Source organism: Haloarcula sp. HT12 (assembly GCF_055271655.1).
The window spans coordinates 526,749-550,999 of the sequence record NZ_JBUXKW010000005.1 but is presented as its reverse complement, the minus strand read 5'-3'; the positions used below and the strand labels follow the sequence as shown (position 1 = coordinate 550,999).

General features: G+C 61.1%; 25 protein-coding genes, 1 tRNA gene and 1 other RNA gene. 10 read left to right on the top strand and 17 right to left on the bottom strand.

Going from position 1 to position 24,251, the window contains the following annotated elements:
* Window positions 1–6: 6 nt before the first annotated feature.
* The 3 genes from ACY9XZ_RS19270 to ACY9XZ_RS19260 are packed head-to-tail and all read left to right on the top strand — an operon-like array spanning window position 7 to window position 2,122.
* Window positions 7–669, top strand: a complete 663-nt coding sequence (locus ACY9XZ_RS19270; protein WP_463458610.1) for a 4Fe-4S dicluster domain-containing protein — start codon at window positions 7–9, stop codon at window positions 667–669.
* Entirely contained in the window at window positions 666–1,076 is a 411-nt protein-coding gene (locus ACY9XZ_RS19265) for a hypothetical protein (RefSeq protein WP_463458609.1), read from the top strand. Before ACY9XZ_RS19270 ends, ACY9XZ_RS19265 begins: the two co-directional genes overlap by 4 nt.
* On the top strand, window positions 1,073–2,122 hold the full coding sequence (locus ACY9XZ_RS19260) for a cytochrome b/b6 domain-containing protein (RefSeq protein ID WP_463458608.1): 1,050 nt from the start codon (window positions 1,073–1,075) through the stop codon (window positions 2,120–2,122). Before ACY9XZ_RS19265 ends, ACY9XZ_RS19260 begins: the two co-directional genes overlap by 4 nt.
* Before the next feature lie 27 nt (window positions 2,123–2,149).
* Here ACY9XZ_RS19260 and ACY9XZ_RS19255 read toward each other — a convergent pair whose 3' ends face one another.
* Entirely contained in the window at window positions 2,150–2,548 is a 399-nt protein-coding gene (locus ACY9XZ_RS19255) for a hypothetical protein (RefSeq protein WP_463458607.1), read from the bottom strand.
* 91 nt (window positions 2,549–2,639) lie between these two features.
* On the opposite strand from ACY9XZ_RS19255, the gene ACY9XZ_RS19250 reads away from it, so the two are divergent.
* Window positions 2,640–2,816 carry a hypothetical protein gene (locus ACY9XZ_RS19250; protein ID WP_463458606.1) on the top strand — a complete coding sequence of 59 codons (177 nt, stop codon included), beginning with the start codon at window positions 2,640–2,642 and terminating at the stop codon, window positions 2,814–2,816.
* Window positions 2,817–3,467: 651 nt separating this feature from the next.
* Here the strand turns inward: ACY9XZ_RS19250 and ACY9XZ_RS19245 are convergent.
* Window positions 3,468–4,232, bottom strand: coding sequence for an IclR family transcriptional regulator (locus tag ACY9XZ_RS19245; protein ID WP_463458605.1), 765 nt, complete (start codon window positions 4,230–4,232; stop codon window positions 3,468–3,470).
* Between the two features lie 435 nt (window positions 4,233–4,667).
* Window positions 4,668–5,711 (bottom strand): zinc-dependent alcohol dehydrogenase, encoded by a 1,044-nt coding sequence (locus ACY9XZ_RS19240; protein ID WP_463458604.1) that lies wholly within the window; start codon window positions 5,709–5,711, stop codon window positions 4,668–4,670.
* A 92-nt stretch (window positions 5,712–5,803) separates the two neighbouring features.
* Between ACY9XZ_RS19240 and ACY9XZ_RS19235 the strand changes: the two genes are divergently transcribed.
* On the top strand, window positions 5,804–6,577 hold the full coding sequence (locus ACY9XZ_RS19235) for an SDR family NAD(P)-dependent oxidoreductase (protein ID WP_463458603.1): 774 nt from the start codon (window positions 5,804–5,806) through the stop codon (window positions 6,575–6,577).
* Between the two features lie 48 nt (window positions 6,578–6,625).
* On the opposite strand, the gene ACY9XZ_RS19230 is transcribed toward ACY9XZ_RS19235, so the two are convergent.
* The 8 genes from ACY9XZ_RS19230 to ACY9XZ_RS19195 all read right to left on the bottom strand — a co-directional run bounded on the left by ACY9XZ_RS19230 (window position 6,626) and on the right by ACY9XZ_RS19195 (window position 16,279).
* The gene (locus tag ACY9XZ_RS19230) at window positions 6,626–7,780 is read right to left on the bottom strand and encodes an ABC transporter ATP-binding protein (protein ID WP_463458602.1); all 1,155 of its coding nucleotides are present in this window, start codon (window positions 7,778–7,780) and stop codon (window positions 6,626–6,628) included.
* Window positions 7,773–8,921, bottom strand: coding sequence for an ABC transporter ATP-binding protein (locus ACY9XZ_RS19225; RefSeq protein WP_463458601.1), 1,149 nt, complete (start codon window positions 8,919–8,921; stop codon window positions 7,773–7,775). The genes ACY9XZ_RS19230 and ACY9XZ_RS19225 overlap by 8 nt, the downstream gene beginning before the upstream one ends.
* Before the next feature lie 2 nt (window positions 8,922–8,923).
* The gene (locus tag ACY9XZ_RS19220; RefSeq protein WP_463458600.1) at window positions 8,924–9,853 is read right to left on the bottom strand and encodes a carbohydrate ABC transporter permease; all 930 of its coding nucleotides are present in this window, start codon (window positions 9,851–9,853) and stop codon (window positions 8,924–8,926) included.
* Between the two features lie 2 nt (window positions 9,854–9,855).
* A complete protein-coding gene (locus ACY9XZ_RS19215; protein ID WP_463458599.1) occupies window positions 9,856–10,812 on the bottom strand; it encodes a carbohydrate ABC transporter permease in 957 nt (318 codons plus the stop codon).
* A gap of 49 nt (window positions 10,813–10,861) precedes the next feature.
* Window positions 10,862–12,199, bottom strand: a complete 1,338-nt coding sequence (locus tag ACY9XZ_RS19210; RefSeq protein WP_463458655.1) for an ABC transporter substrate-binding protein — start codon at window positions 12,197–12,199, stop codon at window positions 10,862–10,864.
* A 379-nt stretch (window positions 12,200–12,578) separates the two neighbouring features.
* Window positions 12,579–13,811: a mandelate racemase/muconate lactonizing enzyme family protein gene (locus ACY9XZ_RS19205; protein WP_463458598.1), complete on the bottom strand. Its 1,233-nt coding sequence runs from the start codon at window positions 13,809–13,811 to the stop codon at window positions 12,579–12,581.
* 125 nt (window positions 13,812–13,936) lie between these two features.
* On the bottom strand, window positions 13,937–14,800 hold the full coding sequence (locus tag ACY9XZ_RS19200; protein ID WP_463458597.1) for a fumarylacetoacetate hydrolase family protein: 864 nt from the start codon (window positions 14,798–14,800) through the stop codon (window positions 13,937–13,939).
* 876 nt (window positions 14,801–15,676) lie between these two features.
* Window positions 15,677–16,279, bottom strand: a complete 603-nt coding sequence (locus ACY9XZ_RS19195; RefSeq protein WP_463458596.1) for a class I SAM-dependent methyltransferase — start codon at window positions 16,277–16,279, stop codon at window positions 15,677–15,679.
* Between the two features lie 99 nt (window positions 16,280–16,378).
* On the opposite strand from ACY9XZ_RS19195, the gene ACY9XZ_RS19190 reads away from it, so the two are divergent.
* Window positions 16,379–18,064 (top strand): acyl-CoA synthetase, encoded by a 1,686-nt coding sequence (locus tag ACY9XZ_RS19190; RefSeq protein ID WP_463458595.1) that lies wholly within the window; start codon window positions 16,379–16,381, stop codon window positions 18,062–18,064.
* A 342-nt stretch (window positions 18,065–18,406) separates the two neighbouring features.
* Here the strand turns inward: ACY9XZ_RS19190 and ffs are convergent.
* Window positions 18,407–18,719: signal recognition particle sRNA (ffs, locus tag ACY9XZ_RS19185), an RNA gene on the bottom strand.
* A gap of 78 nt (window positions 18,720–18,797) precedes the next feature.
* Entirely contained in the window at window positions 18,798–19,211 is a 414-nt protein-coding gene (locus ACY9XZ_RS19180; protein WP_463458594.1) for a DUF7548 family protein, read from the bottom strand.
* A 79-nt stretch (window positions 19,212–19,290) separates the two neighbouring features.
* Between ACY9XZ_RS19180 and ACY9XZ_RS19175 the strand changes: the two genes are divergently transcribed.
* From ACY9XZ_RS19175 to ACY9XZ_RS19160, 4 genes are all read left to right on the top strand, one after another.
* Window positions 19,291–19,566: a DUF5798 family protein gene (locus ACY9XZ_RS19175; RefSeq protein ID WP_463458593.1), complete on the top strand. Its 276-nt coding sequence runs from the start codon at window positions 19,291–19,293 to the stop codon at window positions 19,564–19,566.
* Between the two features lie 74 nt (window positions 19,567–19,640).
* Window positions 19,641–19,715 (top strand) — tRNA-Arg (locus ACY9XZ_RS19170).
* Window positions 19,716–20,055: 340 nt separating this feature from the next.
* Window positions 20,056–20,739: a nucleotidyltransferase domain-containing protein gene (locus ACY9XZ_RS19165; RefSeq protein WP_463458592.1), complete on the top strand. Its 684-nt coding sequence runs from the start codon at window positions 20,056–20,058 to the stop codon at window positions 20,737–20,739.
* Window positions 20,740–20,741: 2 nt separating this feature from the next.
* Window positions 20,742–21,236, top strand: coding sequence for a hypothetical protein (locus tag ACY9XZ_RS19160; protein ID WP_463458591.1), 495 nt, complete (start codon window positions 20,742–20,744; stop codon window positions 21,234–21,236).
* Window positions 21,237–21,716: 480 nt separating this feature from the next.
* Here ACY9XZ_RS19160 and ACY9XZ_RS19155 read toward each other — a convergent pair whose 3' ends face one another.
* From ACY9XZ_RS19155 to ACY9XZ_RS19140, 4 genes are all read right to left on the bottom strand, one after another.
* Window positions 21,717–22,433 (bottom strand): ZIP family metal transporter, encoded by a 717-nt coding sequence (locus tag ACY9XZ_RS19155; protein WP_463458590.1) that lies wholly within the window; start codon window positions 22,431–22,433, stop codon window positions 21,717–21,719.
* A 121-nt stretch (window positions 22,434–22,554) separates the two neighbouring features.
* Window positions 22,555–23,433, bottom strand: a complete 879-nt coding sequence (locus tag ACY9XZ_RS19150) for a mechanosensitive ion channel family protein (protein ID WP_463458589.1) — start codon at window positions 23,431–23,433, stop codon at window positions 22,555–22,557.
* Window positions 23,433–23,681 carry a YhbY family RNA-binding protein gene (locus ACY9XZ_RS19145; RefSeq protein WP_463458588.1) on the bottom strand — a complete coding sequence of 83 codons (249 nt, stop codon included), beginning with the start codon at window positions 23,679–23,681 and terminating at the stop codon, window positions 23,433–23,435. The genes ACY9XZ_RS19150 and ACY9XZ_RS19145 overlap by 1 nt, the downstream gene beginning before the upstream one ends.
* 52 nt (window positions 23,682–23,733) lie before the next feature.
* Window positions 23,734–24,021: a ribonuclease P protein component 4 gene (locus ACY9XZ_RS19140; RefSeq protein WP_463458587.1), complete on the bottom strand. Its 288-nt coding sequence runs from the start codon at window positions 24,019–24,021 to the stop codon at window positions 23,734–23,736.
* Window positions 24,022–24,251: the final 230 nt, after the last annotated feature.

The window sequence follows — 24,251 nt, the reverse complement described above, 5'->3', positions numbered from 1 at the left end:
GCTAGTATGTCAACAGGCAATGAAGTGATGCACGACGGCGTAATGAGTACCGGCGAGGACGCGCGTATCTTCCCGGACGTCGAAGCGTGCATCGACTGTGGCGGTTGTGTCGTCTCCTGTAAACGAACGTGGGACGTCCCACGCGACGAACAGCGAATCAGTATCGCGACGATGCTCGAAGGCCAGGAGGCTGCGTCGGGACTCAACACCAAAAGCGGCCGGGCAATGGAGCAGGGCGAGTCGCCCGGCGAAACCGCGGTACCGATGCAGTGTTACCACTGCTCGAACGCACCGTGTGTCTCGGTGTGTCCGACCGACTCGCTGATCTCGAAGGAGAACGGCTTCGTGCGGGTCCGGGACGACCTCTGTATCGGCTGTCAGTACTGCCTCTCGGCCTGTCCCTTCGGCGCGCCGCAGTTCCCCAACGAGGACAGCGGCGTCGCCAACCTCGTCGGCAGCGGCGGCAACATGGACAAGTGTACCATGTGCGAGGAGCGCCAGGACGTCGGCAAGGGGCCGGCCTGTGCCGAGGAGTGTGCCACCGACGCGATCCTGGTCGGGACACCCGCCCAGATTTCCGACGAACTGGACAACAGGGACAGCGGCACGTTCTTCAACGACGTGGCTATGGACATCATCTTTGGCGAGGACGCCAGTGAGTTCCAATGACGAGGGAAGAGGACCTTCCGGACGTAAACGGCTACAGTCGCGCTTCGGTGCTCATCAGCGCCGCTGTCGGACTCGTCGTCGCGGCGCTGTCGCTGTTCTGGGCACAGGGATTCAGGATCGGCTACGAATCGCTGTACCGGGTCAACCCGAGCGTCGAGGGCGGCGGTATCGGCGCGGACTGGGTGTTCGGCAACACCATCCCCGCGCTCGATTTCCTCATCGCGCTCATCCACGCGGCCGACGTCATCATGGGCGCGTTCATCCTCGTGATGGTGTTCATCCACTGGGCGGCGTTCCAGCGACTGGCCGACCAGATGCGCGAGCCGGGCGAGGACGTCAGCGAGGCCGTCGCGGCCGACGGTGGCTCGCCGACCGGCGGCGACGGACAGGGAGGTGACGGCGTGTGAGCAACCTCGACCACGGGAAGTTCACGCGCGTGACGACCCTGTTCCACTCGCTGCTGGGCCTCGACGTGTTCCTGCTGTTTTTCACCGGCTACGCCATCATGTTCAACGACGAACTGTGGTGGATGCTGACACTGATGGGCGGGGCATCCGGTGTGACAGCGATCCACCGCATCACCGGTATCGGGCTGATCGCGCTCGTCGTCTTCTGGATTACGCTCCAGATTATCTCCCCGACCGGCCGGAGCAACTTCTCGAAGATACTCCCCGGAAAGGAGGACATCGACGCGTTCATCCAGGACATCCGGTTCGTTCTGGGCCGGGCCGACGAGCGCCACCCGAGCGCACGGCAGTTCGCCGGCTACAAGGCCGACGAGGTCCCGCTGCTGTCCTACATCGGCAAGGGCGTCGTGGCGATATTCTCCATCGAGCTGACGCTGCTCGCGATCTCGGGGCTGCTCATCTGGAGCAAGACCGGCCTCGCCGCGATGTTCCAGACCAAGGCGGCCGCGATGGCCTTCGTCACGTTCCACGGCCTGCTGGGCGTCATCATGCTGATGGGGGTCATGTTCCACATCTTCGAGCACGGGATGCATCCTGCCTTCTACCCCGTCGAGACGAAGGCGTTCATCCCGCGGAGCATGGTGCCCGAACACCACGGCGACGAGGACGAGGAGCCCGACACCACGGGCATCGAGCGGCTCTCGCTGTCGCCGTCCTGGCGCACTGTCTCGACGGTCTTCGGTGCGATGACCGTCATCGGCATCGTCTCGGTGCTCATCGGGAGCATCTTCGACGAGGGGTATCCGGTGCCACGGGAACTGGCTATCGGCGGCGGCCCGTCGAGCATCCTGCTGACCATCGGCATCAACCTCGGCATGGTCGTGCTGGGCGTCGGTCTCGTGCTGTCGATGTACGGGAACGTCCTGCGCATCCGCTGGGAACAGCAGCTAGAGCAGGAGCGGGAGCCGACGACCGCGGCCGACGGGGGCGAACCCCAGACGGACGGCGGTCGACCGAACGCTGACGACGCCGAGTCCGAGAACTAAACCGCCCGAGCGCCGTTTTTTCGGTAACTACGCGATCAGTGCCTGGCCTTCAGGCGAGAGCTCGACGTCGACGTCCTGTCGGGTCTGTTCCTGGATCTGGTTGAGGTTCCGAGTCAGGACCTGAAGGATGTCTTTCGGTTCCGGGTAGACGAGCATGTTGCCATCGCCGTCTTCCATGACTAGTTGCGTATCGGAGAGCGCGACTTGATCGCCCTCGATGCTGGCGACGATGACGTCCAGCGCCTCCGCGCCGCCGGGGTCGCCCTCTGTTACCCTCGTGATATAGAGCGCATCCAGCCCGATGAGGTCTTTGTACTCGCGCACCTGTTCGGCGCAGGCGACCATATCCTGTGTCACAGCCGTCTTCTCAGCGTTACCGTGATCGCCCTCGTAGCAGTGTTTACAGATTCGCAGTTCGAGACGCATGCCCCTGTCTATGTGATAGGGTCTCATTACCGTTGTGGAGCGGACTCGCTCAACCACTAATGTTTACTGGCCCGCCGTGCAATGGTACTACATGGCATCAGCACTCAACGCGGTGTATCTGGCACTGGTCGTAATCGTCGGCGTCGTCGGGACGCTGTTCGTCGCAAGCATCAGATCCGCCGATGTCCGGTCCCGGTGGCTCGAGCTGTCGTCAATCGGGGTCGTGGTACTGTTCCTGCTGGCACTCGGTGTCCAGTTCCTCGCGTAACCCTGTCGCCCTGATTTTACAGGACCTAACAGGATAGTATCGTAGCGATAGCTACTGCTGTGTCTCCAAACGGGAGATAGCTATGGACCGATTAGTTCCGGCACTAGCCAACTATAGTTGTCTACACCCAAAATTATGAACGTATTTTGCCCTATCTATTTTTCGAGTGCCAAACTATATCTATATCTCGAATGCTTAGATATAACCGCGATATTTAGCTATACTACTCCGAAAACCGGTGACTTCGGCAGCTATTTAGAGGGTATACAGTGATAAGAACGCCGTGATCACTGCGGCCGAGTTAGCGTAACAGTAGTACATGCATTATTCACCTGTGGACTGCACCAGCGCCGCAATAGTATCAGTCCTCCTAGATGACAATCGAAACCCGTTCAGTAATAATGAACGGGATGTGTTGACAGTATTCCTGGAGCTGACTCGGAAACTCGGATCCGTTCGTGCGGACTCAGGGTGATTGGACGCGGTTGGAAACCCGTTCGATATACCAGTACGGTAACTACTGGACTGGTGCTGGTCTCCAGCCGCTGTCCGTACCACTGGCCGAACACGGGCGTTACTGTCGAAAATTCGGCTGTTCGGTTATCTTTGCCACAAGGCTGCACTGTCGTTCACTGTTTTTGAACGCCGTCGTCACGAATAGGTGACGTTGAGTTCGATGACGTTTGCGACTTCGAGCACTTTCTGTGGCAGTTCCTCGCGGAACCGGTCGCCGCGGAACCGATTCGTCGGCCCCGAAACGCTGATCGCACCGATGACCTCGTTGTCGTGGTTGAGCACCGGCGCAGCGACACACCGAAGCCCTTCGAGGCGCTCCTCGTCGTCGAAGGCCACGCCGCGTTCCCGAACGTCGGCCAGTTCCGCCTCCAGTTCCTCGCGGGTACTGATCGACTTGCTGGCCTCGCCGCCAAGCCCGTGCCGGTCGACGATCGCATCGACCTCCTCGGTCGACATATGTGCGAGAATGGTCTTTCCCAGCGCAGTCGTGTGAAGGGGGACACGCGTTCCGACGTGGGCCTTGACCTGGACGGCTTTGTCTCCCCGAGCCCGGTACAGGTACGATCCGCGGCCGTGTTCTTCGACCAGAATGTTCGCGAGTTCGCCGGTTTCCGAGGCCAGTCGGTCGACTTCCGGCTTCGCGATCTTGAACAACTTCTCCCGATGGCGGGCGTACGCTCCCAGTTCCAGAAAGCGGAGGCCTACCTTGTACACGCCGTCCCTGTTGACGATGTACTCTTCCTGTTCCAGCGTGCTCAGATAGTTATGAACCGTACTCTTGGGAATATCGAGATGCTGGGCCAGTTCGGTGACACCGGCACCGTCGAGGTCTTTCAACGCGTCGAGGACCTTGAACGTCGTCTCAACGGATTTGACTGGGTTTTGCGCCGTCTTTGCCATACCCCGACATGGCACGCCCTCCTATTAAACAGTTGTTCAATCATCTGGGACAGAACAGGGAGTACTAAGCCGATCTCTACATATATCTATATATCAATATGTATTTGGGCTATCGCCATAGCAGTGTGCCACTGGAGAGTCGGCCGATGGTTGCGGGCGGTTATAACTCCGGTAGATGTGATCAAGCGGATTCTCTCCATCGCGCTACAGCTGTTCATAAATGTTGAACACGTAGGCGGGCATCCAGGATGAAACTGTTCATAAACAGCAACAGATGGGACACCAATCGAACTAACCCTCGTACTCACGGTCCTGTCGTGTGATTATTGAGTGCCGTTTATCGAATCTCTCACTAGAACACCTGTTCAGTAATATGGAACATACGGTCAGTGGATCGTCGCGGCAGCGCCGCCCCGAAATCCGACTTTCCGCGGGTTACTCCCACACCTGAGACACGTCGAACACCGGCTTGCACGTCTCGCCGCCGATGAACGACTCGAAGGCTTCGTCGGCGTCTTCAAGGGAGAACCGGTCGTCGATGAAGGTCTCACAGTCCACGTCGCCGCTGTCGATGAGTCTGAGCGCGCGCTCGAAGTCCTCGTACATCGACGCGTAGGAACACTGGAGGTCGATCTCGGAGCGGACCAGCGGGGAGTACTCCATCGTCGTCTCGCCGGTCTGGCCGACGAGAACGATCTGTCCGCCCTTCCGGACTGCGTCGACCGCCGACGGCAGCCCGGACGGATGGCCGGTCGTGTCGAAGACGACGTCGTAGCCGATGCCGTCCGTCTGTTCGTCGCGGCGGGTCTCGAAGTCGTCCTCGGCGACGTTGATGGTGTCAAATCCCAGATCTCCGGCCAGTGGTAGCCGATAGTTCGCGTCCGGTCCGACGCCCGAAACCGTCACTGTGCCACCCTGTGCGGCGGCGATCTGTGCGGTCAGTTGCCCAATCGGTCCGGGGCCCTCGACCAGCACGCGGTCGCCCGGGGAGACGTGTGAGTTCTCGATGACCGCCCGCGCGCCGATGCTCGTTGGCTCCACGACGGCGGCGTGTTGCTGGGGCACGGAGTCCGGAACCGGATGCAGTGCCCGCTCCGGGACGGTGATGAACTGCTTGTACGCGCCGTCGTGGTCGACGCCGGTGATGACCGCATCCTGGCAGACGTTCGCCGAGCCGATCTCGCACTGATAACAGTCGTCACAGCCGCGGATCGGCCGCTCGACGACGCGGTCGCCGACGGCGAACTTCGTGACGTTGTCGCCGATCTCGACGACACGGCCCGCGTACTCGTGGCCGATGACCGTCGGGAGGTCCATGCGCTCGAACGCGGACTCGAACTCGTAGATCCCCGCATCACTGCCACACAGCCCGGCGTAGTCGATCTCGACGAGCGCCTCGTCGGCTGCCGGCTCCGGCCGGTTTCGGTCGATAAACTCCATCGCGCCGCTGGTACGACTAACTTTAGCTAATCCTCGCATGTACGAGAGAAGACCGCCGGTCCGTATAATTCTATGGGATTTGCCCGCACGATCCCAAAAGCGTAATGTGGGCGAGCGTCGAGTACACGGGTATGGTTGCCTACGAACACACGCCAGTAACGGTCAGTGACAAGCGGGCCGTCGTCGTCGGCGGGACGAGCGGGATCGGACAGGCCATCGCACTGGGCTTCGCCACTGAGGGCGCGGACGTTATCGCCACGAGTCGGAGCGAGGACGCGGTCACTGAGACCGCCGACGCCATCGAGGAGCGGGGTGGGAACACCGCCCGCGTCACCTGTGACGTGACCGATGCCGACTCGCTGGAACGGCTCCGCGAAACAGCCGTCGACGAGTTCGGTGGGATCGACATAGTGGTCGCCTCGCAGGGCGCGATCTCCCGCGAGCGAATCCTCGACATCGGCGACGACGACTGGGACTTCGTCACCGACGTGGCACTCGACGGCGTCCGCCGCGTCACGCAGGAACTGGCCCCGGCGATGGACGGAGACGGCTCGATCATCAACATTTCCTCGCTCGCCGCTCGCCTGTCGATGGCCGACCTGCCGGCCTACGCAGCCGCCAAGGGCGGCGTCGAGGCGTTCACCCGTGCGTCCGCGAAGGAGCTAGCGCCGGGTATCCGCGTCAACGCCATCGCGCCGGGTTTCGTCATCACGCCCCAGAACGAGGAGACCTACGCCGAAGGTACGGAGAAGCGGGCCAAGATCGACGAGCGAGCGCTCGCCGGGCGCGTCGCCGAACGCGAGGAAATCGTCGGCGCCGCGGTGTATCTGGGCAGCGACGCCTCGTCGTACGTGACGGGTGACGTGTTGACCGTCGACGGCGGCTTCGCTGACAGCGCGCTGTAAGTCCGCAGGACTGTTTTTACACGTAGAATCGAGTCCCCGGACAAGCCCTCAGAGTCGAAGCGTCTCTTCGGTGAGGTCGAGCTGCCGGTTGTGCAGCGATGCGCCGGAGCTCCCGTCGAAGAAGTGGACCGCATCCGCCGGAAGCCGGACCGTGGTGTCGCTGTCTTCGGCTACGTCACGGAGCCCTTCGGTAACGGCGACGAGGTTGTCGGACATGGCGTCCGTTCCCGGTCGTGTGAGGTGGACGACGTTCTGGTCGCCCATCGGCTCGACGACGGTCACGTGCATTTCGTACTCGTGTTCCGGATCGCCGCCGACAGCCGTCTCGTCGAGGATCTCGATCTCCTCCGGTCGGATGCCAAGAACCAGTTCCGAGGTTCCGGCGACGGCGTCCTCTATCTCACGGCCCAGCGGGAACTCGAACAGTTCGCTGACGAACGCTCCGTCGCTGTACTCCCCGTAGAGGAAGTTCATCGAGGGCTCCCCGATGAAGCCGGCCACGAACATGTTGTTCGGGTCGTGGTACAGCTCCAGCGGTTCGCCGACCTGCTGGAGTTCGCCCTGGTCCATGACGGCGATGCGGTCGCTCATCGTCATCGCCTCTGTCTGGTCGTGGGTGACGTAGATCGTCGTCACGCCCAGTTGGCGCTGGAGCTGCTGGAGCTCGGTGCGCATCTCCGCTCGGAGCTTCGCGTCCAGGTTCGACAGCGGCTCGTCCATCAGGAACAGCTCCGGGTCCCGGACGATGGCGCGTCCGAGGGCGATCCGCTGTTGCTGGCCCCCGGAAAGTTCACCCGGTTTCCGATCCAGCAGATCGTCGATGCCCATCATCGCCGCTACCTCCTCGACGCGCTCCTTGATGTCGGAATCCGGGAGATCCGTCGACTCTTCGAGCCCGAAGGACATGTTCCCCCGTGCCGTCAGGTGCGGGTACAGCGCGTAGGACTGGAACACCATCGCGATGTCGCGGTCCTGGGTGTCCACGTCGTTGATGACGGTTCCGCCGAGCCTGATTTCGCCCTCGGTGATGGTTTCGAGGCCGGCGATCATCCGCAGCGTCGTCGACTTGCCACAGCCCGACGGCCCGACCAGCACCAGGAACTCCTCGTCTTCGATGTCGACCGAAATGTCGTCGACGGCGACGATTTCCTCGTCGTCGTCCTGGTACACCTTCGTCACGCGGTCGAGAGACAGATCAGACATTGCGCACCTCCACTTCGGATTCGAGACGGCGGTTGTGTAACGCCTCGCCGGTGGCCATATCGAAGACGTGGACGGTGTCCGGATCGACAGACACGACCACCTCGGTTCCCGCGTCTACGACGGTCGTCCCGGCGATGAGCGCGTCTATCGCCTCGGTCTCCGAGGCGTCCGCCGGGTGTCGGAGGTGAACGACGTTGCGGTCGCCGTGGGGTTCGACGACGGAGACGATCATCCGGAACTCGTGGTCCGCGAGGCCGCTAGAACCACTCTCGGGAAGTCGCTTCAGCTCGATGTCCTCCGGCCTGACGCCCAGCACCACGTCGCTGGTGTCGCCGACGTCGTCGCGGATCCCGCTGTCGAAGGGGTACTCGAAGAACTCGCTGGTGAACGTGCCGTTCCGGTGGGTTCCCTCGACGAAGTTCATCGCCGGTTCGCCGATGAAGCCGGCCACGAAGCGGTTCGCAGGGGCGTGGTACAGCTCCAGCGGTTCGCCGACCTGCTGGAGCGTCCCCTCGTTCAGCACGGCGATGCGGTCGCTCATCGTCATCGCCTCCGTCTGGTTGTGCGTGACGTACACCGTCGTCACGTCGAAGCGGTTCTGTAACTGCTGGAGTTCGGTGCGCATCTCCGCCCGGAGCTCCGCGTCCAGATTCGACAGCGGCTCGTCCATCAGGAACACTTCGGGGTCCCGGACGATAGCCCGACCGAGGGCGACACGCTGTTGCTGCCCGCCCGAGAGTTCGTCCGGGTTCCGGTCGAGCATCGACGAGATACCGAGTAGATCCGCGATCTCCTCGACGCGAGCGTCGCGCTCTTCGGACGTGTACCCAGATTCCTCCTCCAGGCCGAACCGGATGTTCTCCCGGACGGTCATGTGGGGGTACAGTGCGTAGTCCTGGAACACCATCGCGATGTCCCGGTTCTGTGGCACCCGGTAGTTCATGTGCTCACCGCCGATGTAGATGCTGCCCTCGGTCGGGGATTCCAGACCCGCGATACAGCGCAGTGTCGTCGACTTGCCACACCCGGACGGCCCGACGAGCACGAGGAACTCGCTGTCGGGGATGTCGAGGGAGAGGTCCTCGACTGCCGTCGTGTCGCCGAACCGTTTCGTCATGTGTGAGATTTCTATTCGTCCCATTGTTAGCCTCCTGTCTTGAGCCCTTCAGCGAACTGTTCTGCGAACGCGACGTAGATGATAATCGTCGGGAGTGCCGCGAGGAACGCCGCCGACATCCGGATGCCGAAGTCGACGCCGGAGGTCGACGCCCCGACGGCCGGCAGCAGCAGCGTCACGACGGCCTCTGGCGTGTCCGACCCGGAGATGAGCGTAAACGCGAAAAGGAACTCGTTGTAGATCTGGGTGAACTGGTAGATGAACACCACGCCGAACATCGGCTTCGAGATCGGCAGGATGATTCGGCGGTAGATCTTCGTGATCGACGCGCCGTCGATCTTCGCTGCTTCGACGTACGACGTTGGGAGTCCCTGGTAGTACGACCGGAAGAGGATCGTACAGATCGGGATCCCGTACGCGATGTGCGTGATGATCAGCGGCACGAGGTTCGCGTGATAGTCCTGCAGGATCGGGAGCGCGACGAACGCCGGCTCCACCATCGACGCGAGCGGGAAGATGTTGTTCCAGAACCGCGCGAGCGGAACCAGCACTGCCTGGTACGGCAGGAAAATGCCGATGAGGAACAACACGAGTACGCCCAGTTGACCGCGCCAGTCGACCATCGTGAGGCCGTAGGCGGCCATGCTCCCGAAGAGGACGCTCCCGATGGTCGCCGGGATCGCCATGAACAGTGAGTTGAAGAACGCACCGGAGAGCGCGTCCAGCGCGAACGCCATGTTATCGAGCGTGAACCCCTCGCCCAGCGGCGGCATGAGCGGAATCGTCTCCGCGACGGCGCGGTTCGTCTTGAACGCCGTCAGGATACCCGTCTCGAGCGGCGCGAGGAAGAACCCGATGAAGACGATGACAAGGACGTACTGGCTGATGCGATAGAGGCTGTAATCCTCGACGAGCGATGCCACGTCGAACGTCTGATCTGATGATGAACCCGCCATTGTTAGAGACTCCCCTGTCTGTACTGGTAGTAGAGGTACGGTGCGATGACACCGAGCGCCAGGATCAGGAGGTACGTGGCGATGGCGGCCGAATACGCCCACTTCCCGAGCTTGAACGCCTGGCGGACCATCAGCGTCGCCAGGATGTCAGTCCCGTTGGGCGGCCGGTAGCGGCCGGTCAGGGCATACAGGAAGGTGAACGCCTTCAGGGCGAACACCATCAACACGACGGCCGCGCTGACCGACGCCTCCTTCATCTGTGGGATGATGATCCGGATGTACGTCTTGAGCGTGCTCGCGCCGTCGACGTGTGCCGCTTCGAACTGGTCGTCGGGCAGGGACCGGAGCCCGGCCAGGTAGACGACCATCGTGTAGCCGCTGAACTGCCAGATGAGGGCGAAGATCACCGATCCGAGGGCGATAGACGGGTTCCCGATCCAGTCGACGGGGCCGATACCGACGGCTCTCGTGATGATGTTCATCAGCCCGAAGTCGTAGTTGTAAATCCAGAGCCAGACCTGTGCCGTGATAACGAACGACAGCGCCATCGGCAGCAGGTAGATCGTCTGCACCGTGTTGTTGTACCTGATGCCCTGATCGAGTAGGATAGCGAGAAACAGCCCCAGCAGTAGACAGATCGTCGTGAATACGATCAACAACACGAGGTTGTTCTGGGCCGCACTCAGGAACGCACTACTCCCCAGTGCTTCCGTGTACATCTCGAAATCCAGGTTAGCTGGGCTGTAATCCGGTGCCCCCAACCCACGAGCGTCTGTCAACGAAATGGCGGTGTTGAAGCCAATGCCGCCGTACACGGCGATCCCCATCAGGAGGAACGGGATCCCCCAGTACGGTGACGACCGAACGAGGTCGCTGTTCAGAAAGTACCGGACCTTCGTTTCCCATCCGACCTCCTCGGTTCGCGGTTTCGTTGATTCTGTTGTGTCAGTAGTACCCATAAATTGGATAATCCATGTTTCCGAAGTAAATCGTTCGGTTCGTTACCACTCACTCCGACACGGCGTCGAGGAGTCCGTCAGCGGCGGCTTCGACGTCGTACGGCCCCATCATGTGTTCGCTCATCGCCGTCTTGCAGTCGCCCATCTGTTCGGGCGTCACGGCGAGCCCGTGGGCGAGCGTCGGCGGATACGCGTCGGAACTGGTGAGGTCCTCGTAGGTCAGCCCGATGAAGTCCCCGAGTTCGCTCGGGTCGATGTCGGTCCGGAGCGGCACGGAGCCCTTGAGGTTGTTGAACGCGATCTGTGCCTCCTTGGTGCCGACGAACTTCTGCCACGCGATGGTTTCTTCCTCGCTCGGGTTGTTGGCCGGTGCGACGATAGCGTCGATGTGGTACGTGTACGTGCCTTCGGTACCGGGGAACGGGATCCAGTCCCAGTGCTCCTCGAAGTTGAACGAGTCGTCGACGCGGAACTGGCCGGCGAGCCAGTTCCCCTGGTGCATACAGGCGACTTCGCCGGCGATCATCTTGCCGCCCATATCGGTGAAGCTGGAAGTCGATGCGTCGTTCGTGATGTAGTTCTCCTGGATCTCTTGGACGAGTTCCAGCGAGTCGATGATCGCCTGTCGGTCGCCGTTGCCTTCGATGAAGTCCATGTACGCGTCGACGCCGGCCTGGCTCTGCAGGACCTGCACCCACAGCTGCAGGACAGTCCAGGGGGCGACCATGGCCTGTCCCATCGGCGCGATGTCGGTCTCCTGATCGACCGCTTCCAGGGCGTCCATCAGCGCATCCATGCTGTCGAGGCTGTCCGGATCAACTCCGGCGTCCTCAAACGCCGAGATATTGTAGAACAGGTTGTTCATCCGGTGTGAGCCCAGCGGGACCGCGGGCATCTGATCGTTGAACGTACACAGCTCGATTGCCCGGCTCTGCATGTTGTCTTTGTACCCTTCGGCGTCCCAGACATCCGCTTCGAGATCTCTGAGGTTCCCGCGGTAGCGTTCGAGGTTTTTGCCCGGCCAGTTGGCGAAGGAACTCATCGGGTTCCCGTTGACCATGCGTCGAAGGATCGTCGCGTTGAGGTTGACGTTCGCGCTCGCCCCGACCGCCTGGAAGTCCGTATCCATCTCGGGGTATTCCTCCTGGAACACCTCGATGAGGGCGTTGATCGCCGCTTCGCCGTCACCGCCAGCCCAGCCGTGGAGGACTTCAAGCGTGTTCGACCATTGGCTGCCACTGCTTCCGTCACCGCTTGTGCTGCCGCCGTCGCTGCCGTCACCGCTACTGCCGTCACCGCCGTCACCGCCGTCATCGCTACTGCCGTCGCCACCGTCACCCGAACAGCCCGCGACGCCTGCGGCGATCCCAGCACCGAGCGCCGCCATGTACTTTCGTCTGTCCGTACTCACTTCGAGTCTGTCATTATCAGTCATACACTATCGTACAGTGCGGGTAATACAGATAAATCTACCGGATCATTATACGACAATCATAGTTAATCCTGTAAAACAGCGGGTGAAACATCTACACCCCTGGGCGAGAGGAACCGAAGTCCGAGCCTTGCCAAGCATTTCTTGTCTGACGGCGCAGACGCGCGCTACACATGCGACGGCTCGGTCCAAACCATCGAGACACCATCCACCAGCCATCAGCGCGAGCCGACACAGTGCTATCGTCGGCTGCGGACGACGGCCGAAAACGCCCACAAACTACTGTTACCGTCCGGTCAGGTCCGCTGTAGTACCTCCCGAAGCCGACGGTCGGTTACTCGTCGAAGAGTTCCTGTCCGTCTGCGAGGTGTTCCTCGACGGCGTCGAAATCGAGCGTCAGGCCGAGCCCGGGCTCTTCCGGGATTCCCATGTAGCCGTCCTCGATGAGGTTCTCCTCCTCGACGAGGTCCTCCCACCAGCCCAGCTCGTAGGAGTGGTACTCGACGGCGAGCGCGTTCGGGATCGCCGCACCGACCTGTGCGGAGGCCATCGTTCCGATGGGTGAGGAGACGTTGTGCATCGCCACCGGCACGTAGAACATATCCGCGAGCGTGGCGATCTTGGCTGTCTCGCGCATCCCGCCGACCTTCGGGCAGTCGGGCGCGATGATGTCGACGGCCTGGTCGGTGATGAGTTGGCGCTGGCCGTGGGTCCGGTAGACGTTTTCGCCGACGGCGATGGGTGTCCCGGTCGACTGGGTCACCTCGCGCTGGACATCGTGGTTCTCCGGCGGGACGGGGTCTTCGAGCCACCAGACGTCGTACTGTTCGAGCCGGCGCGCGAGGCGCTTGGCGCTCCCGCTCGCAAAGGCCCAGTGGCAGTCGAAGGCCACGTCGGCGGCATCCCCGATCCGCTCGGTGACCTTCTCGACGATCTCGGCCTTGTGTTCGATTTCGGGCTGGCGGAGGTGCCGGTTCGCGCGGTCTTTCTCGTGGCCGGAGGGCACGTCAAGGTCGAACTTCAGGGCGTCGTAGCCCAGTTCGTGAACGACCCGCTCGGCCTCGTCGGCACAGGCGTCGGGGTCTGCCTCCTCCTCGGTGTGACAGTCACAGTAGGTCCGGACTTCGTCGCGGTACTTCCCGCCGAGCAGCTGGTAGGCCGGCACGTCGAGGATCTTCCCGGCCACGTCGTGCAGGGCCAGCTCGATGCCGGAGATAGCGGCGATGTCCTTCCCGGCGATGGAGCCCTCGCCGGACATCTTCTGGACCATGTGCTCGTAGAGGCGGTCGATGTCCAGCGGGTTCTCGCCGACGACGAACGGCTTCAGTCGCTCGACGATCTCCGGGATCGCGCCGCCCCAGTAGGCCTCGCCGTTGCCGGCGACGCCGGCGTCCGTATACACTCGGACGAGCGTCCACGGGTAGTTCCCGTCGACAATTACGGTCTGAACGTCGGTGATCTCCACGTCGCGCCTCTCGCCGCGGGAGTTGGTAAGTCCCATCGTCTCCGCCGAGAGGTCGCGCATGGTGTACTCTGCATTCGGGTCTCGTAGATCTGCGTAGCTCATGCGACAGACGGACATTCAGGCCCACAATAAAAACAGTTCCGGGTTGCGATGTGTTATCACGCTTTCCGTTCCAGAGAGTGGCGGCTACCAGTGATCCCGCGGCCACACCCCTGTTCGCTACCGAATCAGACGACGGTAACGGGATTTTTGAGCGTCCCGATGGATTCGATATCGATGACGACCTCGTCCCCTTCCTGCAGTGTGAAATTTTCGTCGGGCACGAGCGAGGTCCCGGTCAGCAACACTGACAGTTCGGGGACCGCGTTGTGCGCGGTGTAATACGAGACGAGGTCCTCACAGGTGCGTTTCATCTCGCTGGTGTTTGTTTCCCCGCGATAGACACACTCACCGTCGCGATAGATCGACATCGAAAGTGACAGCGAGTGCGGGTCTTCGATGTCCGTGACCACGTTCGGGCCGACCGAGCAACAACGGTCGTACACCTTGGCCTGTGGCAGGTACAGCGGGTTCTCCCCCTCGATTGACCGGCTGCTCATGTCGTTGCCGATGGTGTAGCCGACGATCTCCCCTTCGTAGAGGACGACCGCGAGTTCGGGCTCGGGCACGTCCCAGTCCGAGTCAGCACGGATCCCGACTTTTTCGCCGGGGCCGACGGTGCGGTTGGGCGTCGACTTGAAGAAGATCTCCGGCCGCTCGGCGTCATGCACGTACAGATACATCTCCGGCGTGTTGCTCTCTTCTTTCCGTGCCTCTTCGCTGATCTGGTATGTGACACCGGCGGCCCAGACCTCGTCCGCGCTGACGGGATCGATACCGTCCGTTTCGAGGCGCTTTTCCGACACCGCCTCAGCGGCATCGAGGTGGCGGGCACTGAGTTCGTCCGGCGTCGTATCCGCAATCGAGGCAGCCTTGAGCAGGTCGCGGAACGTCCGGAGCTGCGGCTTGACGCTGGTCAAATCGTACGCTCCGTCGTCGGTCCCGACTGCTAACCGCCGTGAGTTACCGTCGCGTAGCTGGTAGTACCTCATACAGAGTAGCAAACTACAACAATATATGAATCTTGTGCTGACAACGTCGTACTTGTCGGGTGGTGCGGACACCGACACCCCTTCCGGGAGACCAAGCTTTCATGAGTTCGTATGGGTTTCACGTAGGCTGTGGCACCTTCCCGGGAGCGTCCAGCGTGAGCTACTTTGCTGTCGGTGGCCGTGTTCCTCCGCCCGAACCGCTGTTCAGCAATACCAAACAGCTCGAATGACAGACGTACATACGTTATTCTGTTACCCCTGTAATCGTGTGGTAAAACATACCGTTACCGTGCCCAGAAACCGGTTCTGTGGAGGTACGGAGGTGCGGAAAGACAATACCACCGTCTGATTGGTGGCACCAACTGTCCCAAATGACTGAACATTCTTTCGTTATCTATGACTGGGTTCCCCATTCTACGGAATGGCTGTACCAATGAAAAGTACTATATAAAATTGTCTGAGCAGACGAAGCCGCTGTGTGAGGGGAACTACAGGCTGCCGCCGACTTCCCATATTTTAATCTACCGGACCAAACAACATCTCGTAGCGGCCAAGCGGATTGTGGTATCGCACACAATCCGGTCAGTCCGTTCCACGTTGGAAAACTGCCCGGTAGTACAGTCCTCTCCACAGGCGTTCACTCAGAATAGGTTGACGAACCAATCCATATGTATATTTTAGATCTCTCTGTAAAAAGCCACTATAGACATCCAAATACCTATGTTATATTTCGAGGTTCGAACGTATCTTCACAACGGTACGCGCCCTCTACCTGCGTACAACATATTGGGCACACCTATCGCTGTTAGGATTACTCCTCGAATCCCAAATCTTGTCGCCGGATACTCTCAGATAGGGGTATCTGTGCGATGGTCCTCACTCAGGGGAGCGGAATACGCGGATAGTATCCCGGTTTCCGTCCATCGAATCGAGTTCAGTAAGCCCATGGGCTGTGAAAACTGCGTTCCAGTCTCGATAGTACAGCGGAACGTTGTCATCGACGTAGTTTACGGTCCCTGCATCGCCACCTTCGTTCTCGACGGTGATCAGCAGGTCGTCGACAATCCGTGCCAGTTCCCCGAACGCCCAGTCAACGTCCGGATGGAGGTGTTGCAGCGTCTCGACGGAGAAGACGACATCGTACGCATCGTCCGCGACATCCGTGACGAACTCCTCGATAGCCATCGCGTGGAACGAGCCGCTAGCCGCAAGATCGGGATACGTCTCCGCGAGGACGTCTAACGCGTCGGCGTTGATGTCGACGCCGGTCAGATCCGAGTAGCCGGCATCGGACAGCGCAGCGAGGTGACGCCCGGAGCTACACCCAACCTCAAGAATAGCCGCGTCCTGCTCGACGTGCTCTGCGAGTATCGACCGCACCAGCTCACTCGTCTCGTCCGCCCCGTAGTACGCATAATACGCGGGAGAGTATTCGCCGGACCGGTCGGCCCACTCCTCGCGGATGTCGTTAGAGTCCACGGTCAACTCCGGAGGTGGGGACGGAAAGCTCTGCCGGCTCACCGTGCTGTTGGCGTCCCGACCGAAAAACGCAACACCGACGCAGTTGACCGGTACGCCATGGTCTGGACAGTGATGCCGGACTTCGAGGGGTACGACGAGGCACGCGACCGGTTCACCTGGGACCTGCCGGCGTCGTACAATCCGGCCGTCGATTTTCTGCGGAAACACGACGACCCCGACAGGGTGGCGCTCGAACAGGCGTACCCGGACGGGCGGCGCGAACAGTACACCTTCCGCGAGCTAGACAGGCTATCGGACAGGCTCGCGGCGGGGTTGGCCGATCTCGGTGTCGAGGCCGGCGACCGCGTCGGTGTCGTCGTCCCGCAAAAGCCACAGAACCCGATCACACACTTAGCGAACTGGAAACTGGGGGCCGTCTCGGTTCCGCTGACCGTCCTGTTCGGGACGGACGCGCTCCGGTATCGGCTGGACGACGCCGGCGCAACCGCCGCCGTTATCGACCCCGCCGTACGCGACGACATCGACGCGGTCAGGGACGACTGCCCGGCGCTGGAACACGTCGTCGAAATCGAAACCGCCGCGCCCGCGGGTGACGCTCACGCCTTCGAAGACGTACTCGCCGCGCCGGAGGATGCGGCTATCGATCCATACGACTCGACGCCGGACACTGACACGGCAATACTGTACACGAGTGGCTCGACGGGACCGCCGAAAGGCGTCCGGCACTCCCACGCACTCTGGCTCGGGCGGGCCGCAGCCGCCTACAACTTCTTCGATCAGGGACTGGGACCGGAGGCAACCGTCTGGACGCCCGCGGACTGGGCCTGGGGCGCGGCGCTCGGGGGGACGCTCTTTGCGACGTGGCACCACGGCGGAACTGTCGTCGGCTACCCCGCCTCGGGGTTCGATGCCGAAGCGGCGTTCAGCCTGCTCTCGGAGTTCGATGTCACCCGGTCGTTCATGCCGGCGACGGCCCTGCGACTGCTGATGGAGATCGAGGACCCGACCGCGGCGCACGATCTCGCCATCGAGACGTTCGCTGTCGGCGGCGAGTCGCTGACGCCCGAAATCGTCGATTGGGTCGCGGACACCTTCGATTCGGTCACGATCAACGAGTTCTACGGCCAGACGGAGCTGAACCTCGTCGTCGCTAACAACTCCAACTGGTTCGACACCCAGCCCGGCAGCATGGGCAAGCCGCTGCCGGGGTATGACCTGGCGATTCTGGACCCCGACGCCGCCGACCGTGGCGTTGCTGAGCCCCTTTCGACCGGCGAACTCGGCGAGATAGCGGTGCGACCCCACGACCGCTCGGTGTTCTTCGACGAGTACTGGCACATGCCCGAGAAGACGGCAGCCAAGGAGGTCGAGGGGTGGTTCGTGACCGGCGACCTGGCCCGGCAGGACGACGACGGCTACGTCTGGTTCAAATCGCGCAAGGACGACGTTATCATCACCAGCGGCTACCGCGTCGGCCCGATGGAAGTCGAGAGCGCGATTCTCGAACATCCCGACGCGGTCCAGGCCGGCGTCATCGGCGTGCCTGACGACACACGCGGCGAAATCATCAAAGCCTACGTCGAGACGGCCGAGGACGGACCGTCTCACGGGACGCTCCGTTCGGAGATCAAATCCGTCGTCAGAAAACACCTCGCCGAGTACGAGTACCCCCGCGAGATCGAGTTCGCCGAGTCGTTGCCACAAACGACGAGTGGGAAAATCCGGCGGAAGGAACTGCAGGAGTGGGACGCCGAAGGGAGTTCCGACGAGGGGTCATCGTAGGGGTATCGAGTTCTGCAACCGCCGAGAACTGTAGGCCATGGTAAAAATTACGACAGAAGCGATCTCTAAATATGAGTTTCACTATCGGCCGCAGAACTGCTGACGGAGTATATGTGTCTGATTTGTACCTGTCCTTATATCCTTCCTAAATACTATTAAATTGCAGCTTTATAATTTTATATTGGTGCTACTGACACACACCTGGCTTCGAACAGTCGAAAACACCCCGAGCGGAAGCATTGTAAAGCGATCATGCATAAAATAACTGGCTATTTAGAAACGGATGGGTCGAAAGCCATCCGGAACCATCGCTCTCTGGTCTCGAAAACAAAGGTATGAATGGAACGGACAGCCAGGATGGCCCGGCGTTCGGACGCGGGTAATCCCGTTTGCCTCCTCCACCCCGCGACCCCACGAGCGACGGGTGTTCGATGGTCCGCTGCTCACTTCCGTGCCTGGCGGAGTGCCATCGTTTAACCACGTGGGCGCACCCCTGCAGGTGCGGCCACGTGGACCGCCGTCCCCGTGGGACGAGGCTTCCATGTTAGCTCACGGGGTCCACGTCCGTCAGACCGGACGCCCCCGGTGTTCGGTCCCCGCTCAAGACCACAGTGCGGGCGAGGAGGGGGGCCTAGCCCCCCGACCTAGTCCGTTCGAAACTCCGCCGCCACCCCATAAGGGCCTTTCGGATGCGCCACAGACCGCTGGACGACGCCCCGGTGGCAAGACGGACCTACAGCAGGTCCAGCGCCCGCGCGAACCACGCGCCACCGAGCGGTATGAGCAGGCCAGCGAGGACGACGGCCCAGCGGTGGTGTTCCATCAGCGTCGACTCGGTCAGCCCCAGTACGAGGCTCTCGGGGACGGTGATCGCCCAGAGGACACTGAGCGCGACGATGAACACGCCCATCCCGATGCTCGCGCCCGCCGCGATACTCGGGTCCGAGCGCCCTTCACGGCCCGCCGCCAGCACGATGATGCAGACCATCGCGAAGACGCCCGGCAACAGCGGTGAGAGCGCCCCCGAACTGTAGTACGCCCCCACGGCACTCGTTGTCTCGACGAGCGCGTACGGGACCACGAGCGCAAGGAGATACAGAACGCAACCGACGATACCAACAGCCGGAGCGAGCCGCAGATCGTCCATATCGTCGCTCGGTCCGGCGGCGTCTTAACAGCGACGTTCGAGCGAAACGAGGAAATGTTCCCTCTCCGTACCTGTGGCTATGGGACTGGGTTCCACCGCGAAAAAGATACAGAAGGTCGCCGACATCGCCGAGGACCTCTACAAGAAAGTCAACGAGCTGAAGACACAGCTCGAAGACTTGCGAAGCACTGTCGACGAGACGAACACTCGCGTCGACGGGATGGAGCGGGAACTGGCTGAACAGCGCGCGCTCATCGAGGCACTCGCCGAAGAACGGGGCGTCGACACAGAGGCCGTCGTGGCTGAGGTCTCCGTTGACACTGATCCCGACACGGCTGAAGTGGCGTCGGAGTAATCCCGTGACTGCGGTCCCGTCGCGCGGCGGAACCGGTTGGTTTAAACCATAACGTCATCATACCATTGTACGTAGGGCGCTTAGCTCAGCTTGGACAGAGTGCTTGGCTTCGGACCAAACCGTCGGGGGTTCAAATCCCTCAGCGCCCGTGCAACGAACCGACGAGCACTGCGAGTCGGTGACGTGAACCGGCACTGCGGATTTGAACCCTGCCAGTCGCGCGCAGCAAAGCGAGCACGTCTGGCTCCGGTCCAAATCCCTCAGCGCCCGTCGCGGATTTTGACGGTACAAATCACCAGAAAGCGACGCGCCGGTATTGCCCACGAACGCAGTGTTGTTGCTTTCGTTCGCTAAACGAACGGTGGTAACTCTGGAGAGAATGCGTCGGTCAGATATTACCGGCATAGTTCGGTTTGGCGTGAGTCAGGCAGCTCTCTACGTCACAGAACGGCGCAATCTTTTTGCATATTACGCAAGCTATTTCGTATTATGCAAGAGCGTACGCGAGTCTGTCTCGATTTTCCGCTCCCAGAGGAGCGTATCTTCCGGTATCAGGCGATGCAAGATATTCTCCATCATCTCGTCAACAACCCGTTCGAAGGCTTCACACAGCAGGAACTGGCCTCGATGACCGGCGCGGACGTCTCTTCTGTCTCACGAGCAGTCGACCTACTCGAGACGGTCGGCGTCGTCACCGTCGAGGACGGGGTTCCGTCGCAGATTCACATCGATCAAGACCATTTCGAACGCGGAGACCCCCTGTTTTCCATACCACAAGCAGAGTTCAGAGCACCTGTCAACGAATTTCTCGGCGAGCTTCGTGACCGTGTCGATACGAAAGATGCAGTGACTGACATCGTCGGCGTCGTTCTCTTTGGGAGTGTCGCCCGTGGCGATGCCGACCGCAGTAGCGACATTGACCTCTTCGTCATCGTCAATGGTGACGGCACGCATGGTCGCCGTCTCGGGACCAAAATTGCCCGAGAGCTGGAAGAACAATCGTTCAATGGCGATCGCTATCAGTTCGAAGTGCTGGTCGAAACGCCCGAGAGTGCGAAGTCGCGTGGTGAGCGTCTGAAAGAGATATTCGACGAGGGGATCGTCTTGCTCCAGACGGACTGTTTGAGCGAGATTTGGGACGCAGCATACCGGTCCGCTGAGGAGGGTACATAGGGATGCCTATCGACCTCGACGATATCGAGCCACTCCTGTCCGATGCGGAAGCCGCATTCCGACGGGGCGGGCAGGAGACAGAGAACGGGCTGGATGTTTCCGATGCCGGGTTCGTCCAGCTACGGAAGGCGTGTCGCTCCCTCTCGGGTGGGGCCGAGCTTCTCGCTGATGGCTTCTACACGCTCGCTATCGAATCTGCGTTTACCTCAATAGAGAAGACGTTCATGTTCTGGCTCATCGCTGAGGGACACCAGGATCCAGCGAATCCGCCCCAGTCACATACAACAGCCATCAAGCGGAGTGCGACTGTCGGGTTCATGTCCACCGAAACGGCCGACCGACTCGTCGACCTCTGGGCGGAGAACCGAGCACAGACGTACTATCAAGATGGGAAGGCGACGCGAGAGCGTGCCGAGGCAATGATCGCACTCGCAGATCGGATCCATTCGCTTATCGTCAATCTCGACGGCGTGCAGCACGAGTGTGTCTGTGAGTGATCCGCCTCACTGAAACCCGGACCATGGGTAAATTGAACTGCCCGATTTCACAGTCTCAGGCCCAACAAGCAGAATCGTTCACACCTCGAACGAGCGCCCTCAGCGCCCGTAATTTCTACGCGAACGACAGTGAGCGCTGAGGAGCGTCGGCTGAGGGATTTGCAGTAGACCACGAACGACCACAGGGAGTGAGTGGGCGTAGTTCAAATCCCTCAGTGCCCGTAGCGTTTGGCTGCGAGCAAACCGCGAGCAGCAAGGTGCCATCTGATACTGCCAGACGGAAGCTGTTCTGGGATTTCGCCATCCTAGGGCGGGGACCGTCTCACAATAGGCACAGCCAGCAGTATGGGATGTAGCGAAGCGACTCCAGCGCCTATCCGACCGCCTTCTCACCCTCTCATACGGATTAGTATAGCAATGTACCGGTGTCTGCCGACCCCGGCGTCGGCGTCATCTGAAAATAATCTACACTAATCCGTATCAGTGGAGCATATCGAGGAGGAATATAGAGAGAAACCCGACGAAAAAGAGCGTCGTCGACACCGGTGTCTCGGGAACCTTCCCGGCCTTCACGAGCAGTTCCTCGGTGACGAGATATAACAGGGCAGCAGAGCCGAAAGCGAGGATAATCGCGATCGGCGCGCCGGTCACCCCTTCCAATGCAAACACGCCACCGGTAACCCCCGTCACGAGCAACAGCCCGAAGGCTGTCGGAACTGCGAGTTTCCGCATCATGCCCAGATCCCGTGGCAACGCGACGACGGCGGCAACGCCGAGAAAGAGCACCTCGATGGCCAGCGCAACGGCAATGATGACGCCGGTGTCGGGATTGTCGAGAAAAGTAACCCCGATAAGAACCCCGTCAATGAGCATATCGATGCCGACAGTGATGAGCAGTCCGGCCGCCCCCGCGAACTGCCCGCCGATATTGCGCTTCTCGATAGTCTTGCTCAGCCGGTGGATACCAAGCATCGTCACGACCCCGATGGCGAACCCGAGAACGACGACCTGGGGAGCCCGACCGTGAACGTCCGGCAGTAGCTCGGCAGCAACCGCAGCGGTAACGACCCCGGCCGCGAAGTGTTGGATGTTGCTTTCCATCTGTGGAGCCGGAGGGCGGTAAACGGCGATCACTCCGCCGACCAAGGCGGCTACGACCGCGAGTGCTGTGTATGACAACGCCTGAACAAGTACCATGCGACTCCATCCTGGTCGAAGCACAAAGAATCTTGAGTGCGTGGTGATGACCAGCCAGCGGGTGGTGTGGCTGCATAGCCAGTTCCGCGCTCGCTCACAGTGAACAGACGCCGACGTGTGCTCAGTCGTCGGCCGGTTCCACGACGCTGTCGAGTCCGGTCATCTCCAGGCCCCCGCCGATTGTGCGGTTCGGGTACGGGATGTTGATGTCCTCGGCGTCGAACCGCTCTTTGACCGAGGTCACGTACTCGCCGCGGATCTTGACGAAGTCGGCGCGACTCGGGTTATCGATCCAGATGCGGGACTGGAGTCCGACCGAGGAGTCGCCGAGTTCGGTCAGTCGAACGGACGGCTCGGGGTCGTCCATGATCTCCGGATGGTCTCTGGCCTCTTCCAGAATTATCTCGGTCGCCTTGTCGATGTCGTCGTCGTATCCGATGCCGAACATGAACTTCAGTCGAAGCTGTTCCTTAGCGACGGGATTCTTGATGACGCCGTCGGTCAGGTTCGAGTTCGGCACGGTCAGCAGCTCGTTGTCGAAGGTCCGGACGCGGGTAACACGGAGGCTGATGTCCTCGACGACGCCGGAGTGGTCGTTCCACTCGATCCAGTCGCCGATCCGGAACGGCTTGTCGGTGTAGATGAACACGCCGGCGACGAAGTTTTTGATGACGTCCTGCATCGCGAAGCCGATAGCCAGCGTCGCCGCGGCGGCAATGGTCGCCAGCGACTGCAGGAAATTCCCGTACTCGGCCATGCCAAAGGCAACGGAGATGGCGACGAAGACGATGCCGATACTGACGACTTTTTTTAGCGGTCGCCGAGCGTGGGCGTCGAGGTCCCGGGACTTGAGCGAGCGGTCGACGATGGGCAGCACAATCGCTTTCCCAAGGACGTAGACGAGGATGAAGACGACGAGGAAGACCACCGCAGAGGCGATGGATCCAGCCGCCGGCACGCCGAGCCCTGCGAGCAGGTCGGCAAGTGGTTGAACCTGCATCATTTCTCGAACACCGCGGTGTGGCCCCGGACCTGAATCACCTCTGCGTTGACCATCTCGGCTAGGTCGTCAGCGAGTTCATCGGCCGTCGTCCCGCCCCGGGACGACCGGAGGAACTTCACCTTCACGAGGTCCGTGTTTTCCAGTTGATCGTCGAGTTCGTCCGCCACCGATTCGATACCGTGTTTGCCGACGCGGAGCGTCGCGTCGAGGTCGTGTATCCGCGACTGTCGAGAAGAGTCACTCATGTAAACCGTTTAGCGAGGACAGCCCCTTAAAACCAGTAGTCGTAAAGAAACCTCAGTCGTACGGGTAGCGGGACTGTGCCCCACAGTCACACGTGATGACGACGTGGCCGGACTGGGTCCGGGACCGGGCGTTGTGTCCGTGCAGCAGGTACGTATCGCAGGCGTCACACGTCGACCGCTCGAAGGACCGCGGCAGGCGCAGGCGGTGGCGTTCGGCGATGCGCCGAGCGCGCCGGACGTACGACCGGGCGCGTTCCTCGCCGCCGGCCTGAACGGCCTCGCGGGCGAGCGACTGGAGGCGCTCGATCCGCTCGCGGGCGATAGTCGCCTCGTCCGTCATTGACGGTACTCGGTCGGCGGCGGGAAAATGCCTTCCGAACGAGCTAGCAATTGTCGACGCGCGATTTGGTCGCTTTGTGAACAGCCAGAAAGCCCCGAGACGCTGGGCTACTGCGACTCGCTGCGCGCTTCGCTCACTCTGTTCGCTCCAGTGCTTACGTCGTCTCGAACGCCCAGCGTCTCGCCCCTTTCAGTCCCACCCTGTGGTTGGGAAATCAGGCGACCCGGCCG

Bases quoted from the DNA above. Each gene is read 5' to 3' on its own strand.
- ACY9XZ_RS19175 (WP_463458593.1), top strand. From the start codon at position 19,291: ATGGGACTGGGTTCCACCGCGAAAAAGATACAGAAGGTCGCCGACATC.
- ACY9XZ_RS19255 (WP_463458607.1), bottom strand. From the start codon at position 2,548: ATGCGTCTCGAACTGCGAATCTGTAAACACTGCTACGAGGGCGATCAC.
- ACY9XZ_RS19145 (WP_463458588.1), bottom strand. From the start codon at position 23,681: ATGAGTGACTCTTCTCGACAGTCGCGGATACACGACCTCGACGCGACG.
- ACY9XZ_RS19240 (WP_463458604.1), bottom strand. From the start codon at position 5,711: ATGCGAGGATTAGCTAAAGTTAGTCGTACCAGCGGCGCGATGGAGTTT.
- ACY9XZ_RS19140 (WP_463458587.1), bottom strand. From the start codon at position 24,021: ATGACGGACGAGGCGACTATCGCCCGCGAGCGGATCGAGCGCCTCCAG.
- ACY9XZ_RS19215 (WP_463458599.1), bottom strand. From the start codon at position 10,812: ATGGGTACTACTGACACAACAGAATCAACGAAACCGCGAACCGAGGAG.
- ACY9XZ_RS19155 (WP_463458590.1), bottom strand. From the start codon at position 22,433: ATGGTACTTGTTCAGGCGTTGTCATACACAGCACTCGCGGTCGTAGCC.
- ACY9XZ_RS19165 (WP_463458592.1), top strand. From the start codon at position 20,056: ATGCAAGAGCGTACGCGAGTCTGTCTCGATTTTCCGCTCCCAGAGGAG.
- ACY9XZ_RS19150 (WP_463458589.1), bottom strand. From the start codon at position 23,433: ATGCAGGTTCAACCACTTGCCGACCTGCTCGCAGGGCTCGGCGTGCCG.
- ACY9XZ_RS19190 (WP_463458595.1), top strand. From the start codon at position 16,379: ATGGTCTGGACAGTGATGCCGGACTTCGAGGGGTACGACGAGGCACGC.
- ACY9XZ_RS19235 (WP_463458603.1), top strand. From the start codon at position 5,804: ATGGTTGCCTACGAACACACGCCAGTAACGGTCAGTGACAAGCGGGCC.
- ACY9XZ_RS19245 (WP_463458605.1), bottom strand. From the start codon at position 4,232: ATGGCAAAGACGGCGCAAAACCCAGTCAAATCCGTTGAGACGACGTTC.
- ACY9XZ_RS19220 (WP_463458600.1), bottom strand. From the start codon at position 9,853: ATGGCGGGTTCATCATCAGATCAGACGTTCGACGTGGCATCGCTCGTC.
- ACY9XZ_RS19210 (WP_463458655.1), bottom strand. From the start codon at position 12,199: ATGGCGGCGCTCGGTGCTGGGATCGCCGCAGGCGTCGCGGGCTGTTCG.
- ACY9XZ_RS19230 (WP_463458602.1), bottom strand. From the start codon at position 7,780: ATGTCTGATCTGTCTCTCGACCGCGTGACGAAGGTGTACCAGGACGAC.
- ACY9XZ_RS19180 (WP_463458594.1), bottom strand. From the start codon at position 19,211: ATGGACGATCTGCGGCTCGCTCCGGCTGTTGGTATCGTCGGTTGCGTT.
- ACY9XZ_RS19225 (WP_463458601.1), bottom strand. From the start codon at position 8,921: ATGGGACGAATAGAAATCTCACACATGACGAAACGGTTCGGCGACACG.
- ACY9XZ_RS19205 (WP_463458598.1), bottom strand. From the start codon at position 13,811: ATGAGCTACGCAGATCTACGAGACCCGAATGCAGAGTACACCATGCGC.
- ACY9XZ_RS19270 (WP_463458610.1), top strand. From the start codon at position 7: ATGTCAACAGGCAATGAAGTGATGCACGACGGCGTAATGAGTACCGGC.
- ACY9XZ_RS19250 (WP_463458606.1), top strand. From the start codon at position 2,640: ATGGCATCAGCACTCAACGCGGTGTATCTGGCACTGGTCGTAATCGTC.
- ACY9XZ_RS19200 (WP_463458597.1), bottom strand. From the start codon at position 14,800: ATGAGGTACTACCAGCTACGCGACGGTAACTCACGGCGGTTAGCAGTC.
- ACY9XZ_RS19265 (WP_463458609.1), top strand. From the start codon at position 666: ATGACGAGGGAAGAGGACCTTCCGGACGTAAACGGCTACAGTCGCGCT.
- ACY9XZ_RS19160 (WP_463458591.1), top strand. From the start codon at position 20,742: ATGCCTATCGACCTCGACGATATCGAGCCACTCCTGTCCGATGCGGAA.